The organism is uncultured Oscillibacter sp., from assembly GCF_910587525.1.
Taxonomy (GTDB): domain Bacteria; phylum Bacillota; class Clostridia; order Oscillospirales; family Oscillospiraceae; genus Oscillibacter.
On the sequence record NZ_CAJULS010000053.1, the window covers coordinates 1 to 14,661 of the forward strand.

The 14,661-nt window shown below is 59.9% G+C and carries 15 protein-coding genes and 1 tRNA gene; 12 read left to right on the forward strand and 4 right to left on the reverse strand.

Going from position 1 to position 14,661, the window contains the following annotated elements; genetic code table 11:
- Positions 1–79: 79 nt before the first annotated feature.
- A tRNA-Leu gene (locus tag QZ326_RS06485) sits at positions 80–165 on the reverse strand.
- Between the two features lie 127 nt (positions 166–292).
- A complete protein-coding gene (locus QZ326_RS06490; RefSeq protein WP_295742843.1) occupies positions 293–1,012 on the reverse strand; it encodes an NAD-dependent protein deacylase in 720 nt (239 codons plus the stop codon).
- A 54-nt stretch (positions 1,013–1,066) separates the two neighbouring features.
- Here QZ326_RS06490 and QZ326_RS06495 point away from each other — a divergent pair, with 54 nt between their 5' ends.
- Together QZ326_RS06495 and QZ326_RS06500 are read left to right on the forward strand one after the other, a co-directional pair.
- The gene (locus QZ326_RS06495) at positions 1,067–1,402 is read left to right on the forward strand and encodes an arsenate reductase family protein (RefSeq protein ID WP_295742846.1); all 336 of its coding nucleotides are present in this window, start codon (positions 1,067–1,069) and stop codon (positions 1,400–1,402) included.
- A gap of 44 nt (positions 1,403–1,446) precedes the next feature.
- Entirely contained in the window at positions 1,447–2,301 is an 855-nt protein-coding gene (locus QZ326_RS06500; protein WP_295742849.1) for a YihY/virulence factor BrkB family protein, read from the forward strand.
- Positions 2,302–2,705: 404 nt separating this feature from the next.
- On the opposite strand, the gene QZ326_RS06505 is transcribed toward QZ326_RS06500, so the two are convergent.
- Positions 2,706–2,939, reverse strand: a complete 234-nt coding sequence (locus QZ326_RS06505; protein ID WP_295742851.1) for a helix-turn-helix transcriptional regulator — start codon at positions 2,937–2,939, stop codon at positions 2,706–2,708.
- Positions 2,940–3,265: 326 nt separating this feature from the next.
- On the opposite strand from QZ326_RS06505, the gene QZ326_RS06510 reads away from it, so the two are divergent.
- The 6 genes from QZ326_RS06510 to QZ326_RS06535 all read left to right on the forward strand — a co-directional run bounded on the left by QZ326_RS06510 (position 3,266) and on the right by QZ326_RS06535 (position 9,251).
- Positions 3,266–4,498 (forward strand): aminopeptidase, encoded by a 1,233-nt coding sequence (locus QZ326_RS06510; protein ID WP_295742877.1) that lies wholly within the window; start codon positions 3,266–3,268, stop codon positions 4,496–4,498.
- A gap of 116 nt (positions 4,499–4,614) precedes the next feature.
- On the forward strand, positions 4,615–5,103 hold the full coding sequence (locus tag QZ326_RS06515) for a gamma carbonic anhydrase family protein (protein ID WP_295742854.1): 489 nt from the start codon (positions 4,615–4,617) through the stop codon (positions 5,101–5,103).
- A gap of 6 nt (positions 5,104–5,109) precedes the next feature.
- Positions 5,110–6,282 (forward strand): AI-2E family transporter, encoded by a 1,173-nt coding sequence (locus QZ326_RS06520; RefSeq protein ID WP_295742857.1) that lies wholly within the window; start codon positions 5,110–5,112, stop codon positions 6,280–6,282.
- 137 nt (positions 6,283–6,419) lie between these two features.
- Complete coding sequence (locus QZ326_RS06525; RefSeq protein ID WP_016320444.1) at positions 6,420–6,644, forward strand: helix-turn-helix transcriptional regulator; 225 nt, start codon at positions 6,420–6,422, stop codon at positions 6,642–6,644.
- The gene (locus QZ326_RS06530; protein ID WP_295742860.1) at positions 6,628–7,401 is read left to right on the forward strand and encodes a DUF3169 family protein; all 774 of its coding nucleotides are present in this window, start codon (positions 6,628–6,630) and stop codon (positions 7,399–7,401) included. Before QZ326_RS06525 ends, QZ326_RS06530 begins: the two co-directional genes overlap by 17 nt.
- Positions 7,402–8,360: 959 nt before the next feature.
- A complete protein-coding gene (locus QZ326_RS06535) occupies positions 8,361–9,251 on the forward strand; it encodes a hypothetical protein (RefSeq protein WP_365328584.1) in 891 nt (296 codons plus the stop codon).
- A gap of 61 nt (positions 9,252–9,312) precedes the next feature.
- Here the strand turns inward: QZ326_RS06535 and QZ326_RS06540 are convergent, their stop codons facing one another.
- A complete protein-coding gene (locus tag QZ326_RS06540) occupies positions 9,313–10,335 on the reverse strand; it encodes a low specificity L-threonine aldolase (RefSeq protein WP_295742863.1) in 1,023 nt (340 codons plus the stop codon).
- A 213-nt stretch (positions 10,336–10,548) separates the two neighbouring features.
- On the opposite strand from QZ326_RS06540, the gene QZ326_RS06545 reads away from it, so the two are divergent.
- The 4 genes from QZ326_RS06545 to QZ326_RS06560 all read left to right on the forward strand — a co-directional run.
- On the forward strand, positions 10,549–11,043 hold the full coding sequence (locus QZ326_RS06545) for a DUF4358 domain-containing protein (RefSeq protein WP_295742866.1): 495 nt from the start codon (positions 10,549–10,551) through the stop codon (positions 11,041–11,043).
- 83 nt (positions 11,044–11,126) lie between these two features.
- On the forward strand, positions 11,127–12,521 hold the full coding sequence (locus tag QZ326_RS06550) for an MBOAT family protein (RefSeq protein ID WP_295742869.1): 1,395 nt from the start codon (positions 11,127–11,129) through the stop codon (positions 12,519–12,521).
- A gap of 14 nt (positions 12,522–12,535) precedes the next feature.
- Positions 12,536–13,660, forward strand: coding sequence for a DHHW family protein (locus QZ326_RS06555; protein WP_295742872.1), 1,125 nt, complete (start codon positions 12,536–12,538; stop codon positions 13,658–13,660).
- A 433-nt stretch (positions 13,661–14,093) separates the two neighbouring features.
- The coding region (locus tag QZ326_RS06560) for an NADH-ubiquinone oxidoreductase-F iron-sulfur binding region domain-containing protein (protein ID WP_295742875.1) at positions 14,094–14,661 on the forward strand (568 nt) is incomplete at its 3' end.

Here is a 14,661-nt window from a genome sequence, read left to right on the forward strand (position 1 = left end):
AAGGACACTAGAACCTGAATCTAGCGAGTCTGCCAATTCCACCACTCGCGCGTGGCATTGTGTCTTCCGGAAAAGACGTTGGTGCGGCTGACGGGACTTGAACCCACACGTCGATACGACACCAGCACCTCAAGCTGGCCTGTCTACCAGTTCCAGCACAGCCGCGAATCTGTTCCCCCGGAAAAGACTGCTTGATTATTATAGCCAGAACTTTCCCGATTGTCAACCACCAATTCCCCATTTTCCGAAAAAATTTCCCCCGCCGGAACCCGCCGGTGGGGGAGGGGGAGGGTCACAGCTGGTCCAGAACCTCCCCGATAGGGTCCGTAATTACCAGCCCTGCGGACAGGTCCCGGGCCACGGCGGACTTGTTGATGAGCACCAGCCGCTGGCCCCGGTAGTAATTGATGAGCCCTGCGGCGGGGTAGACGTTCAGAGAGGTACCGCCGATGATCAGCAGGTCTGCCGCCGCGATGGCCCGGACGGCGCCGTTCAGCGTCTCCTGGTCCAGGCCTTCCTCGTACAGCACCACGTCCGGCTTGACGGTGCCGCCGCAGGAGCATTTGGGCACGGCGTCCAGGCTGTGGAGCATGAAGCCGAAGCCGTAGAACTTCCGGCACTTTTCGCAGTAGTTCCGGTGGACGCTGCCGTGGAGCTCGTATACGGTCTTGCTGCCGGCGGCCTGGTGGAGGCCGTCGATGTTCTGGGTGACCACAGCGGTGAGCTTTCCCTGACGCTCCCACTCCGCCAGCTTCCGGTGGGCGGCGTTGGGCTTCGCCTCCGGGGCCAGCAGCTTGGCCCGGTAGAAGCGAAAAAATTCTTTGGGGTTGCTTTTGTAGAAAGTATGGCTTAAAATCACCTCAGGCGGATAGGCCCACTCCTGGTGGTACAGTCCGCCGGTGCTGCGGAAGTCCGGGATGCCGGACTCCGTGGAGACCCCGGCTCCGCCGAAAAATACAATGCTGTGGGCGCTGTCTACCCACTCCTTTAATTTTTTGACAGATTCCGTCATAAAAAACACCCCCGGCAGTATTAAAATAGATTGCGCGCAAAAGGAGACGGTCCCATGAATATTCAGATTTTCGGCTCATCCAAGTCCTTTGACAGCAAGAAGGCGGAACGGTGGTTCAAGGAGCGCCGGATCAAGTACCAGTATATCGACCTGCCCTCAAAGGGATTATCCCCCCGGGAGTATCAATCCGTCAAGCAGAAAGTTGGTTTTGAGGCGCTGGTGAACACCGGATGCAGGGCCTATGAGGACTTGTTTCTGGCCTACATCACCCTGGACGCCCAGGAGGAGAAGCTCCTGGAGCACCCGGAGCTTTTTCAGACGCCCATTGTCCGAAATGGCAGGGAGGCCACGGTGGGCTACTGCCCGGAAATTTGGGCCAAATGGGAATGACCTCCGGACAGAATGGCCCTGAATCCGGCACGGAAGGAAGGTGTATGACGATGGAATTGAAGCTCCCCCGCAACCCCTTTCTTCGCGGAGCATACCTCATGGCCCAGCGGTATCTGCGGCACAATGTGGGCATCCAGAGCGCCGCTCTGGCGTTCTATCTGCTGTTTATGATCTTTCCCTTTCTCATCTTTATCAGCGCCCTGCTGGGTCTGCTGCGGCTGGATGTGGCGGGGATTTTGCTGGCCCTGGGGGAGATTATGCCCCGGGGGGTGGTGGACCTGATCGAGGTCTACCTCACCTATGTGAGCCGGAATCCCAGCCTCCGCCTGATGATGTTCGGACTGGTGTTCTCCATCTACTTCCCCATGCGGGCCACCAACTCCCTGATGCGCTCCGTGCGGACGGCCTACCACCTGGGCCCGCCCAGGGGACCGGCCCGGCATATGCTCAAGACTTTGCTTTACACCGTGCTTTTGATCGTCACCATCGCCGCCGCCCTGGCGCTGATGACTGTGGGTGACCGGGTCCTGGGCTACGCGGTGGTCCACTTCCGCCTGCCGTCCTTTGTGGCGGAGGCCTGGGCCAGGCTCCGGTTCCCGGCGGTGGCGGTGCTGTGCTACTTCGCGCTGTTTTTCCTCTATGCCATGGCCCAGGACACCCGCCAGCCCTGGCGGAACATCTGGCCCGGCACCCTGGCGGCTCTGGCGGCCTGGATGGCCTTGAGCTGGCTGTACGCGTTTTACGTGGACAACATCGCCAATTACTCCCTGCTCTACGGTTCCATCGGTACGGTGATCGCCCTTTTGATCTGGCTGAATATGAGCTCTGTGGTATTGATTATGGGGGCGGAGCTCAACGGGACGATTATGAGTCTGCGAAAGGACGGCGGCGGAGCCTGAGCTGTCAACTGCGGCGCTCGTACCAAACTGCTGTGCCCAGCTCCGCGAGACAGGAGATCACCAGTGCGATGAAAAGCCCTGAGCCTAGCAGGGAGCAATTGTAATTGTCACTGCCGAAATAATACAGTGCTATGCCCCCGATGAAACAGAAGGCCTGCGTGATTTGCAGTCCCCATCGGCTGACTTTCAGCCTGATATGAAGATTCCGCTCGTCACGCTCCGGACCAGGTCCTCCCTGGCGTGTTTTTTGGAGAGGCTGCGGAAGATGGTTCTGCCGCCGGCAATCAGCCACATGAGAAGCGTGCAGACCTGGAGAGGGGAGATACTCTCGCCGCGGCGAATTCTGAAAGTAAGGAGAACGGTGAGAAGGAGTTCTCCAAGCAGGCCGATGATAAAATTCTTTATTATTTTAGATCTTCATAGAGCTGATCCTCCAGTTCCCGGTTCTCCCGCAGGCAGCACAGCTCTTCCACGGTGATGCCGAAGACCTCCGCCATGCGGTAAGCCAGCATCAGCGAGGGGCTGTACTGTTCCTTCTCAATGGAGATGATGGTCCGGGAGGACACACGGACCGCCTCCGCCAGCTGCTGCTGGGTCATCCCCGCGGCGGTCCGCAGCTCCCGCACTCTGGTTTTCATGGCGGCCTCCTCTCCGGATATGAAGTTTGCTTCCTGTGAAGCTGGCTTTATGTTACCATGGCGGCTGTCCCCAGTCAAGAGAAAGGCAGGAAGCCCCTTTCTGCCAAAGCGGCGGAAACTCGTAAACGTTTTTTGAATCCCGGTGCCGGTTTCTTTACTTTGCCGGTAAAATGTTTTAAAATAGCGCATATTATTCCTGTGTCAAAACACAGGAATAATATTTGAGTTGAGCCGGTCTGCGGCTGCCGCCGCAAACCATGGCAGATATCTCCTCCGGACTGAGAACCGGAGGAAATATGGAAAACACCGAAAGGATGATAAAATTGATGAATGAAAAGCTCAGGGAATACGCACAGCTCCTGGTCCGGGTGGGACTGAACGTCCAGAAGGGCCAGCGGCTGGTCATCTCCTCCCCGGTGGAGTGTGCCTTCTTCGCCCGGATATGCGCGGAGGACGCCTACGCTATCGGCTGCAAAGAGGTGGTCATGAACTGGACCGACGACGCCCTGACCCGGATGAAGTACCTCCACGCCGAAGAGGAGGTCTTCGACACCGTGCCGGAGTGGCGGCAGCACTTTTTCAACGACCACGCCAAGGAGGGAGCGGCGTATCTGGCCATCTCCGCCACGGACCCGGAGAATCTCAAGGGTGTGGACACCAAGCGCATCGTTCGGGCCCAGCAGGCCAGCGGCAAGGCCCTCAAGGAGTTCGACCGCCTCCAGATGTGCGGCGGGTTCCCCTGGTGCATCGCCTCCATCCCCATCCCCAGCTGGGCAAAGCGGGTGTTCTCGGACGCGGCGGAGGATGAGGCCATGGAGAAGCTCTGGGACGCCATCTTCTCCGCCGTCCGCATCAGCGGCGACGGGAAGTGCGTGGATAAGTGGCATGCCCACCTGGACACCCTGGGAAAGCGGCTGGAGAAGATGAACGCTCTGAATTTCAAGTCCCTCCACTACACCAACTCCCTGGGCACGGACCTGACAGTGGAGCTGCCGGAGGGCCATGTCTGGGAGGCGGGCAACGACGTCACCCTCTCCGGCCAGGACTATATCGCCAACATCCCCACGGAGGAGCTGTTCACCTCCCCTCTGAAAACCGGGGTCAACGGCGTGGTGTACGCCTCTTTGCCCCTGGCACACGACGGCTGCGTTATCGAGGGGTTTCATTTCGTGGTGAAGGAGGGGAAGATCGTGGAGGCCCGCGCCAAGAAGGGGGAGGAGGCCCTGAAAGCGGCCATCTCCGTGGACGAGGGAGCCAGCTATTTCGGCGAGGTGGCCCTGGTGCCCTACGACAGTCCTATCTCCAACCAGAAAATTCTGTTTTACAACACCCTCTTTGACGAGAACGCCGCCTGCCACATCGCCTTCGGCGAGGCCTACCCCTGCCTGAAAGGCGGCCAGCAGATGACCAAGGACGAGCTGAAGGAGCGGGGGCTCAACGACTCCATCACCCATGTGGATTTTATGATCGGCACAAAGGACCTCTCCATCGTGGGCACTACCCACGACGGAGAGGAGATCCCCGTGTTTGTGGACGGCAATTTCGCGCCGGGGATTTGATGCAATAGCAGCACGATTGAAATTTGCGGACAATTGGAAGGCGGGCCGTTCGGAGTGCGGCGGCCCGTTTTCCGGGGTGGGAGCAATCACATAAATATAGAATCGAGGTAGGCATTATGGCATACAATCTTAGAGAGACAGACGCATCCGTCCTGATCTGCGAAGGCGCCCGGGTGTCCGGGGACGTGACGCTGGGCCGGGGCGTGAATATCTGGTACAACGCTGTCCTTCGGGGAGATGACGGCGCCATCACCGTGGGAGAGGATACCAACATCCAGGACGGGGCGGTCCTCCATGAGGAGACCCGTGTGGGCGCCGGCTGCACCATCGGCCACAACGCCATCGTCCACGGCTGTACCGTGGGGGACAACACCCTGATCGGCATGGGAGCCATCGTCCTCAACGGTGCGAGGATCGGGGACAACTGCGTCGTAGGCGCCGGGGCCCTGGTCACCGGGAAGATGGATGCCCCGGACGGCTCCATGATCCTGGGCAGTCCCGCCAAAGTGGTGCGGTCCCTGACGGAGGAGGAGATCGCCGGGAACCGGAAATCCGCCCGGGGCTATCTGGCGGCGGCGGAGCGCTGCCGCCTGGGAGATATGTGACGGCGTATGGAGTGGAACAGGCAGACTGTGAAATATCTGCTGCTGGTGGTCTGCGGCGGTGTGGCCTTCTACTGCGCCCTGCAAAATCTGGCGGCGGTCTTTGCCGCTCTGGGGTGGCTGCTGGGGGTGCTGTGGCCCTTCCTGATGGGCGGGGCCATTGCCTTTATCCTGAACGTTCCCATGCGGGCCATTGAGCGGGGGCTGTTTCCCGGGAACAGGAGGATGAACAAAATCCGCCGCCCCTTGGCGCTGGTGCTGACCCTGGCGGCGGTAATCGGCGTGCTGACCCTGGCCTCGGCGGTCATCGGCCCCGGGGTGGGGGAGGCGGTGGTGTCCCTGGGGCAGCAGATCCCCGCCGCCTTCCGGCGACTCCAGGGCCAGCTGGCGGAGCTGGAGGCCTACCTGCCTATGCTGGAGTCTTGGGCGGAGAGCCTGGAGATTGACTGGAAGGACCTGACAGAGAAGGCCGTGGGCCTGGTCCAGGCCTGGGGCAGCGGACTGCTGTCCAGCGGCGGCGGGCTCATCGGGGGCCTTGTCAGCGGTGTGAGCACTTTTGTCATCGGGTTCATTTTCTCCCTTTACATCCTGCTGCAAAAGGAGTCCCTGTCCCGCCAGGGGCGGCAGGTGCTCTATGGGCTCCTGCCCATCCGGGCGGCGGACCGCTGCCTGGAGGTCCTGCGGCTGGCAAACCGCACCTTTTCCAGCTTTCTCTCTGGCCAGTGCCTGGAGGCGGTGATTCTGGGCACGCTGTTTGTAGTGTCCATGACCATCTTCCGGATGCCCTACGCATTGCTTGTGGGCGTTCTCATCGCCCTGACGGCCCTGATCCCCATCGTGGGAGCCTTCATCGGCTGTGTGGCGGGAGCGCTGCTTATCGCCGTCACCGACCCCTGGAAGGCGCTGATGTTCGTGGTTCTCTTCCTGGTGCTCCAGCAGGTGGAGGGGAACCTGATCTATCCCCATGTGGTGGGCTCCTCCGTGGGTCTGCCCTCAATCTGGGTGCTGGCGGCGGTGACCCTGGGCGGCAAGCTCATGGGCATTGCCGGGATGCTGTTTTTCATCCCCCTGTGCTCTGTAGCGTACGCCCTGTTCCGGGATTTTGTGAAGGGGCGGCTGCGGGAGAAAAGCGTGCCCGTAAAAAAATGGCGGGACCCGCCGCCGGGCTCCGGTCGAAGATAGCGAAAAAGACCTCCGGAAAAATTTCCGGAGGTTTTTTATCATTTCTATTGACAACTATCTTTGTCAGTGCTATCCTGTGTATGACAAGAATTATTGTCATATTGACAACAAACATTGTCAGAATGGGAGGCGCAGATATGCCATTGTACAACCGGCTCAAGGAGCACCGGGCCAGACTTGGGGTCAACCAGCAGGAGATGGGGCGGATGGCGGGAGTGTCCCGGCAGACCATCAGCCAGATCGAGCGGGGAGACTACTCCCCCTCGGTGACGCTGGCGCTGAAGCTGGCGAAGCTCTGCGGCGTGGCCGTGGAGGACATTTTTACGTATCAGGAGGATGGAGAAGATGAAAAACAAGATTGAGAAGAGCGAAAACCGGAGGGCCCTGCCCAAATTCTTTCTGACCATGCTGGGGAGCCTGCTGGTGGGGTGCCTGCTGGGCTTTCTGGTGGGATTCAGCCGCGTCTTCGGGCTGGATACCGGGAAGATCGCCGGGTGGCTGAACGGCGCGGTCCGGTCTGCCATGTCTTGGGGGATCCCTGTGACAACGCTGGTGACCATGGGGGGCTGCTTTTTTCTCTACCGCTCTGCCGCGAGGAAATTCGCCGCCTGGGACGGCGGGGACGAAAACGATGCGTCGGAGTCCGCGGAGATACTCCTCAGCTGGACGCTGCTCCTCAGCGCCGTGCAGCTGCTGCTCAGCCTCTTTTTCATGACCGCCATCGGGACGTATCAGCCGGAGGAGGGGGTTCTGGCCATGGTGGGGGTGTTTGTCCTCTCCTGCGCCTGCGTGATCTTCACCCAGCAGAAGGTGGTGGACCTGGAACGGCGGATGAATCCGGAGAAGCACGGCAGCGTCTATGACACCAAGTTTCAGAAAAAGTGGCTGGACAGCTGTGACGAGTCGGAGCGCCGGCAGATCGGCGAGGCCAGCTACCGGGCCTATATGGTGACCACCCGCGTGTGCCTGGGGCTGTGGATGGTACTGACTGTCCTGGGCATGGTCTTTGAGATCGGGATGCTGCCGGTGAGTGTTCTTTTGCTGGTCTGGGGCGTGATGCAGGTGACCTATACCCTGGAGTGCATCCGCCTGGGCAAAAAGGGTGCGGCGGTACGGTGAGACCGGGCGTTCAGACATGAGCTTTAAAGGGAGATAGGGAAGATAAGCATAGTTGTTCAGATATGTATCGGTTTCGTGTTCACCGTGTACGGCGGGTACTCCCTGCTCCGGGGCCGGGGGACGGGCGGGAGGCTGCCGCTCTTCCTGGCCTGCGTGCTGGCGGGGCTGTTTTTACTGGGATATGCGGCAGACCGGGTCCTGTAGCGTTCCGGAGTATGCGGTGGCCTCCGCTCCCGCCGGATGATTTTGGTGGGCTCACCGGCGGAGCGGCTGAATACGGAGATCAGGATGGGAGTGTCCCATTCGGAGATATTTTGCAGAGGCGGATATCATCCTCCCGTCCTATGGGAGAACCTGAGAGCAGGGGCCGGCGCCCTCGCCGGCCCCTGCTCTCAGAAAGCATCATAAAACGTGCAATTGGGCGCTACTAATCAGGATCTCCCTTTCCAGATTGGTGTTGCTCAACGCCATTTGGCAAAGTGATTCGTCAAAATATCTAAAGCGAGAAGTCACCCTATACAGACATGTAACTGCTTGATAAACTGGAAGTTGTCATTTAGGATATTTGAGATAAGATACTTACACGAATAGCAATCGTACAAACCAATAATACTCCCACACTAAATACGATAATCACTTTTTTTACCTCTTTATTGCCTTTAACAACCGTATCTATTCTATCAGCAAATAGAGCACACACGATAGCTACTATCATTAACGGCACGGAAATTAACAACACAAAAATTTTTCCCATGCTTTTCCCCCAAAAAACTTCCGTTTTGCTGTACTGATTATATCACACAGGTATTACTGCGTCAACTTGGTTTAGTAGAAACTGCCGAAGTTATATCCCGGCAACACTTTCCTTAAAAGGGACATTAGGATCCCCCGCTTGCCAGTGGGGGATCCTTGTGCTATAATGCTATAATATTTTTAATATGCAAAAAGGAGAAACCGGCTTGAAAAAGACAAAGCAGGAGAAAAAACGGGAGAAGAAGAGCTTTCGCCAGGCTATGGACCGGGAGCTGCGGGAGCACAGGAGCTCCTTCATTGTGTTCTATGTGCTGCGGGCGCTGGTGATTGTGGTTCTGGTCCGCCAGCTGATGCTGGGCAGCTATGAGAGCGCCTTTTTCTGCGTCCTGACGCTGATGTTGCTGTATGTGCCCAGCTGGCTCCAGGTGAAGCTGCGAATCGAGCTGCCGCCGCCGCTGGAGATCACCATATTGTGCTTCATTTTCGCGGCGGAGATCTTGGGGGAGGTCAATGCCTACTACGAGCGGGTCCCCCACTGGGACACCATGCTTCACACGCTCAACGGCTTCCTGGCGGCGGCGGTGGGGTTCTCCCTCATTATGCTCCTGAACGATGACGAGCGGCTGACCTTCGACCTCTCTCCCATCTTCCTGGCCCTGGTGGCCTTCTGCTTCTCCATGACCATCGGCGTGCTGTGGGAGTTCTTTGAGTTTTTTATGGACTGGTCTTTCGGCATGGATATGCAGAGGGACACAGTTGTCCACGTTATCCACAGCGCTGCCCTGGACATGACCCACTCCAATAAAGTCATTACCATACCGGACATACAGGATGTGGTCATCAACGGCGAGAGCCTGGGCATGGGCGGGTATCTGGACATCGGCCTCATCGACACCATGAAGGATCTCTTTGTGAATTTTATCGGTGCGGTGGTGTTCTCCGTGGCGGGCTTTTTCTACGCCAAGAGCAAGGGGAAAAGCCGCGGTGCGGCGCTGAGTTTTGTCCCCAGCAAAAAGACCCGGGCCCAGGACTATCTCCGGCAGGCCCAAGAGGAAAACGGCGTCGTGCCGGAGGAGAGACAGGATCCGGAGCAGTGACCGCCTTCAAGAGAGGACAGCGGGAGCGCCATGGCGCTCCCGCTGTGTTGTTGGGCAGGGCTTACCTGCACTTTGCCAGATCCCGGAGAAATTCATCCACGGCGGACTGGGGCGTGGCCCAGCTGGTGACAAAGCGGACGCAGGTGTGCTCCTCGTCGATGACCCGCTCTGCCTCAAACTGGTAGCCCATCTCCTCCAGCTGCCGGGCCACCGTGTTGGGCAGCACTGGGAACTGCTGGTTGGAGGGGGAGGGAATGGGGAATTCGTACCCCAGTTCCATCATGCCGTCCCGCAGGCGGAGGGCCGTCTCATTGGCGTGGCGGGCGATTTCAAAGTAGAGTCCATCCTCCAGCAGGGCCTGGAACTGGAGGGCCATGGCCCGCCCCTTGGCCAGAATGGCCCCCCGTTGCTTCATGTGCCAGCGGAAGCGCTCCATGGGCTGTCTCAGCACCAAAGCCTCTCCGAAGAGGGCGCCGTTCTTGGTGCCGCCGATGTAGAAGGCGTCCGTCAGGGCGGCCAGGTCCGGCAGGGTCAGGTCGTTGCCGGGGGCGGTGAGGGCGGAGCCCAGCCGGGCGCCGTCCAGAAAGAGGCACAGCCCCCGCTGGTCGCAACAGCGGCGCAGGGCTGTCAGCTCCGCTTTGGTGTAGATGGTGCCCAGCTCCGTGGAGTCAGACACGTACACCATCCGGGGGCGGACCATGAACTCGTCGGTGTGGCTGTCCGCCACAGCGGCCACCATCTCTGCGGTCAGTTTGCCGTCGGGGGTCTCCACGGCACAGACCTTGTGGCCCGTGGCCTCGATGGCGCCGGCCTCGTGGAGGCTGATGTGGGCTGTTGTGGGGGCGATCACAGCCTCATAGGGCCGCAGGAAGGCGGCGATGGTCAGGAGGTTGGTCTGGGTGCCGCCGGAGACAAAGTGGACGTCCGCCGCCGGGGCGGCGCAGACCCGGCGGATGGTCTCCCGGGCGGCGTCGCTCATGGGGTCCAGGGCGTAGCCGCAGGTCTGCTCCAGATTGGTGTCGATGAGACGCTGGAGGACCCTGGGGTGGGCGCCCTCGCTGTAGTCGTTGCGGAAGCTGTACATGGCGCGGTACCTCTCTTTCAAAAAGTAACAAAAACAGTTGCGGAAATGTTACGGAATTGATGTTGAAATTATAGCGTATTTCCTGTATAAATGCAAGGAGAGAACTGCCGCTCTATTTTTCGGAAAAAGGGGAATACTGAGGGCGGAACTTTTTCGGCTGTCCGTCCGTCATAAGGACAGACAAACCCCCAATGACAAAGGAGAAACGACGTGATGAAAAAATGGATGACCCTGACCCTGACCCTGTTTTCCCTGCTGGCCCTGCCCGCCTGCGGCGGCCAGGCCGAGCCCAAGAACGTGGACCTGACGGAGGTCTACGCATCCATGGAGGAGGTCTGCGACTGGTGGACCGGCGGCTACATGGAGGATGTTCCGGAGGAGGCGCTGGAGCTGTATTATCCCGGCCTCAGTGCGCTGGAGCCTGTGCAGCTGATCGCCCGGACGCCGCTGATGTCCTCCGTGGTCAACGAGGTGGTGCTGGTGGAATGCAAGTCCGAGGAGGACGCGGACAAGGCCCAGGAGATTCTCCAGGCCCGTATTGACTACCAGGTGGGCGACGACACCAACCCCGGCGGCGCCTGGTACCCCGAGTCCATTGAACAGTGGAAGAAGACCACCGTTCAGCGGCAGGGGAACTATCTCGCCCTGCTGGCTGTGACGGATACCCAGAGCCAGTTGGCTGACATCTTCAACCAGGCCTTTGCTTGAGACGGATGAATTGCGGAGCAGCCGCGGCGGCAAATCCACCGCGTCCGCTTTTCTGATGTTGGAAGAGGGGGGGGGAGCAGTCCTTGATTTTCAGCAGCCTGACCTTTTTATTCGCATACCTGCCCCTGACGCTGGCGGTGTATTTCCTCATGCCCCTCCGGGCCAGGAACGGCGTGCTGCTGGTAGTGAGCCTGGTGTTCTACGGCTGGGGGGAGCCGGTCTATATCTCCATCATGATTCTCTCCATCCTTATCGACTATACCCACGGAATGCTGGTGGAGCGGTTCCGGCGCCGGGACAAGCTGGCCCGGTGGTTTGTGGGGCAGTCGGTGGTGTTCAACCTGGCGCTGCTGGGCTTTTTCAAGTACTGGGACTTTCTGGCGGCCAACCTCTCGCTGCTGCCGGGGGTCAGCCTGCCTCAGCTGGGCATCCCCCTGCCCATCGGTATCTCTTTTTTCACCTTTCAGACCATGAGCTACACCGTCGACGTCTACCGCCGGGAGGCCCCGGTGCAGCGGAATCTTGTCAGCTTCGGGGCCTATGTCACCATGTTTCCCCAGCTGATCGCCGGGCCCATCGTTCAATACAAAACTGTGGCGGCGGCGCTGGAGCGCCGGGTGAACACTGCGGAGGACTTTGCCCTGGGCGCCCGGCGGTTTGCCGTGGGCCTTGCCAAAAAGGTGCTGTTGGCCAACGCCGTCGGGGCTCTGTGGGACGGCCGGCTGGCGGCATGGAAGGCGGGGACCCTGACGGCGGCAGGGGGATGGCTGGGCCTTCTGGCCTTTGGCTTTCAGATCTATTTCGATTTCTCGGGCTACTCGGATATGGCCATCGGCCTGGGGCGGATTTTCGGCTTCCGGTTCAATGAGAACTTTGACCACCCCTATCTCTCCGCCTCGGTGACGGAGTTCTGGCGGCGGTGGCACATGTCCCTCACCGGCTGGTTCCGGGAGTATCTTTACATTCCCTTGGGAGGCAGCCGGTGCGGTGCGGCAAAGACTCTGCGGAACATCCTCATCGTGTGGCTCTGCACCGGCTTTTGGCACGGAGCCAGCTGGAATTTCATCCTCTGGGGGCTGTACTTTGCGGCGTGGCTGGTGCTGGAGAAATACGTCCTGCGGCAGGCGCTGAAAAAGACGCCCGGCTGGATAAAGCACCTGTACACACTGGCGGTGGTATTTGTGGGCTGGGGAATCTTTGCCATGGAGGACCTGGCCGTCTGCGGCGGGTACTTCTCGGTGTGCTTTGGCGGCGGCAGGCTGTGGAGCGCCGCCGACGGCTATATCCTCCGCAGCTACGGGCTGACCTTCCTGATTCTGATCCTGGCTTCCACTACCCTGGGCCAGCGTCTCTGGCGCCAGCTGCCCCGGCAGGCGGAGCGGGTTCTGACCCCGGTGCTGATGGGACTGGGACTGGTGCTGTGCACTGCGTATCTTGTGGACGGCAGCTACAACCCGTTTTTGTATTTCAGATTTTAAGGGGAGGAAGAGGGATGACAAAGGGATATGCACGGTTTCTCACGGTGTTCTTCTGCCTTTTCCTGGGAGGGTTTCTGGTCTGGCATGTCCTGCTGCCGGACCGGGCGCGGTCCGAGACGGAGAACCGAACCCTGGCCCAGCGGCCGGTGCTGACATGGTCCGCCCTGGCGGACGGCAGTTTTACCCGGGCGGCAGAGGACTACTTTGCCGACCAGTTTCCCCTGCGGGACAGCTGGACGGGCCTTAAGGCCCGGTCAGAGCAGCTTCTGGGCAAGCGGGAATTCAACGGCGTGTACCTCTGCGGCGATACGCTGATCGCAGAGGTCAATCCGCCCCTGGATGGCCTGGAGGAGAAGAACCTCGGCCATGTGGCCCGTCTGGCGGAGCGGACGGAGATTCCGGTATATCTGGGCCTCATTCCCTCGGCGGCGGAGATCTGGCGGGAGAAGCTGCCGGAGGGGGCGGAGAGCTGGGATCAGGCGGCGTTTATTCGGCGGACTTCAGCGCTGGAGGGCGTGGAACCCATCGACCTTCTGACGGCTCTCCGCGGCCATGAAGAGGAGGGCATCTTTTACCGCACGGACCACCACTGGACCACCCTGGGAGCCTATTACGGCTATGCCGCCGTCATGGAGGCCCTGGGCCGGGGGGAGGAAACCCTGGAACCGGAGGAGGCGAAGAAGTGGGAGCTCCCGGTTTCCAACGGGTTTCAGGGGACCCTCTACTCCCAGTCCGGCATTCACTGGCTGGAGCCGGACAGCATCGAGTTTTGGGTGGAGGAGAACGGTCTGAGCGTCACCTCCTGGCGGGACGGCACACCGAAAGAGGCGGGAGTGTATGAGTATGACTATCTGGGGGAAAAGGACAAATACTCCGCCTTCCTGGGGGGCAACCAGCCCCTGTGCGTGATCCGCAATGGGGAGGGGACCGGGAAGCTGCTGCTGATCCGGGACTCCTACGCAGATTCCCTGGCGCCGTTTCTGGCCCGGCACTTTGGGGAGGTCCATTTGCTGGACCTGCGGTACTACCGGGGGTCTGCCGCCGCCTACGCCGGGGAGAACGGCGTGGATGCAGTCGTGATTTTGCAGAGCGTTCCCAATTTTATCACGGACCTGAACCTGGCCCTGCTAGGCCAGTAACCAGTAAAGTGCCCCGCCGCCCCAGGGCGGCGGGTTCAGACTGTCAAAAAACGCAGGAAATGTATGCAGCGGAAAGGAGGGGTGTGTGCGGGGAACCCAAGAAGGGTTCCCTGCGCCATTGAAATTCTGCGCAGCTTGTCGAAAATATTTTCGACAAGCTGCCCCGCCGCCCTACAGGCGGCGGGGCATTTTTTTCGCCGGCGCCCAGTCCCGGCGGCCTTTGGGACGGCGGAATGCTGCGGTATTTTGTTTCGAGGAGGGGCATAAAGGGACAGTTAAACGTTTTTACCTCGGATTTGTGGCTTTTTCACAAGGATTTGTCTGGCTTTTAACACAACTTTGACTAAATAATAACGTTTATTGACATTTTTAGCGGCCGGGTTCATAATTATATTTAGGGAACCAAACAAACTTTTCGGAAAGAAGTGACAGTATGAGCAGACTGGAAGTCAAGACCCCCGGCCAGGCCCAGGCCGTGGTGGAGCAGCTGTACCGGAACATGGAGCGGCGGATCGCCGCCAGCCCGCCGGGACTGTGTCCGGTGGATATGGCGCTGAACTTTCTGGATCTGTGCCGTGCCCAGACCTGCGGCAAGTGCGTGCCCTGCCGGGTGGGGCTGACCCAGCTTTCCAACATGATCCGGGAGGTGCTGGACGGCGAGCCCAGCATGAAGATCCTGGACCGCATTGAGGGCACCGCCCAGGTGATTGTGGACACGGCGGACTGTGCCATCGGCATTGACGCGGCCAATCTGGTCCTTATGGGCCTCAGGGGCTTCCGGGACGACTATGAGGAGCACATCCTCCACCACCGGTGCCTGGGGAGCTTGAAAAACCCCGTGCCCTGCGTGGCGCTGTGCCCTGCCGGCGTGGACATCCCCGGATATATCGCCCTGGTGAACGAGGGCCGCTGTGCCGACGCGGTGCGCCTGATCCGCAAGGACAACCCCTTCCCCACCGCCTGCGCCTATATCTGCGAGCACCCCTGCGAGGCCCGCTGCC

What these genes read in the sequence shown, in the direction of transcription:
- QZ326_RS06525 (WP_016320444.1), top strand. Translation starts at nt 6,420, where the DNA reads ATGCCATTGTACAACCGGCTCAAGGAGCACCGGGCCAGACTTGGGGTC.
- QZ326_RS06515 (WP_295742854.1), top strand. Translation starts at nt 4,615, where the DNA reads ATGGCATACAATCTTAGAGAGACAGACGCATCCGTCCTGATCTGCGAA.
- QZ326_RS06530 (WP_295742860.1), top strand. Translation starts at nt 6,628, where the DNA reads ATGAAAAACAAGATTGAGAAGAGCGAAAACCGGAGGGCCCTGCCCAAA.
- QZ326_RS06520 (WP_295742857.1), top strand. Translation starts at nt 5,110, where the DNA reads ATGGAGTGGAACAGGCAGACTGTGAAATATCTGCTGCTGGTGGTCTGC.
- QZ326_RS06555 (WP_295742872.1), top strand. Translation starts at nt 12,536, where the DNA reads ATGACAAAGGGATATGCACGGTTTCTCACGGTGTTCTTCTGCCTTTTC.
- QZ326_RS06490 (WP_295742843.1), bottom strand. Translation starts at nt 1,012, where the DNA reads ATGACGGAATCTGTCAAAAAATTAAAGGAGTGGGTAGACAGCGCCCAC.
- QZ326_RS06505 (WP_295742851.1), bottom strand. Translation starts at nt 2,939, where the DNA reads ATGAAAACCAGAGTGCGGGAGCTGCGGACCGCCGCGGGGATGACCCAG.
- QZ326_RS06495 (WP_295742846.1), top strand. Translation starts at nt 1,067, where the DNA reads ATGAATATTCAGATTTTCGGCTCATCCAAGTCCTTTGACAGCAAGAAG.
- QZ326_RS06545 (WP_295742866.1), top strand. Translation starts at nt 10,549, where the DNA reads ATGAAAAAATGGATGACCCTGACCCTGACCCTGTTTTCCCTGCTGGCC.
- QZ326_RS06540 (WP_295742863.1), bottom strand. Translation starts at nt 10,335, where the DNA reads ATGTACAGCTTCCGCAACGACTACAGCGAGGGCGCCCACCCCAGGGTC.
- QZ326_RS06500 (WP_295742849.1), top strand. Translation starts at nt 1,447, where the DNA reads ATGACGATGGAATTGAAGCTCCCCCGCAACCCCTTTCTTCGCGGAGCA.
- QZ326_RS06510 (WP_295742877.1), top strand. Translation starts at nt 3,266, where the DNA reads ATGAATGAAAAGCTCAGGGAATACGCACAGCTCCTGGTCCGGGTGGGA.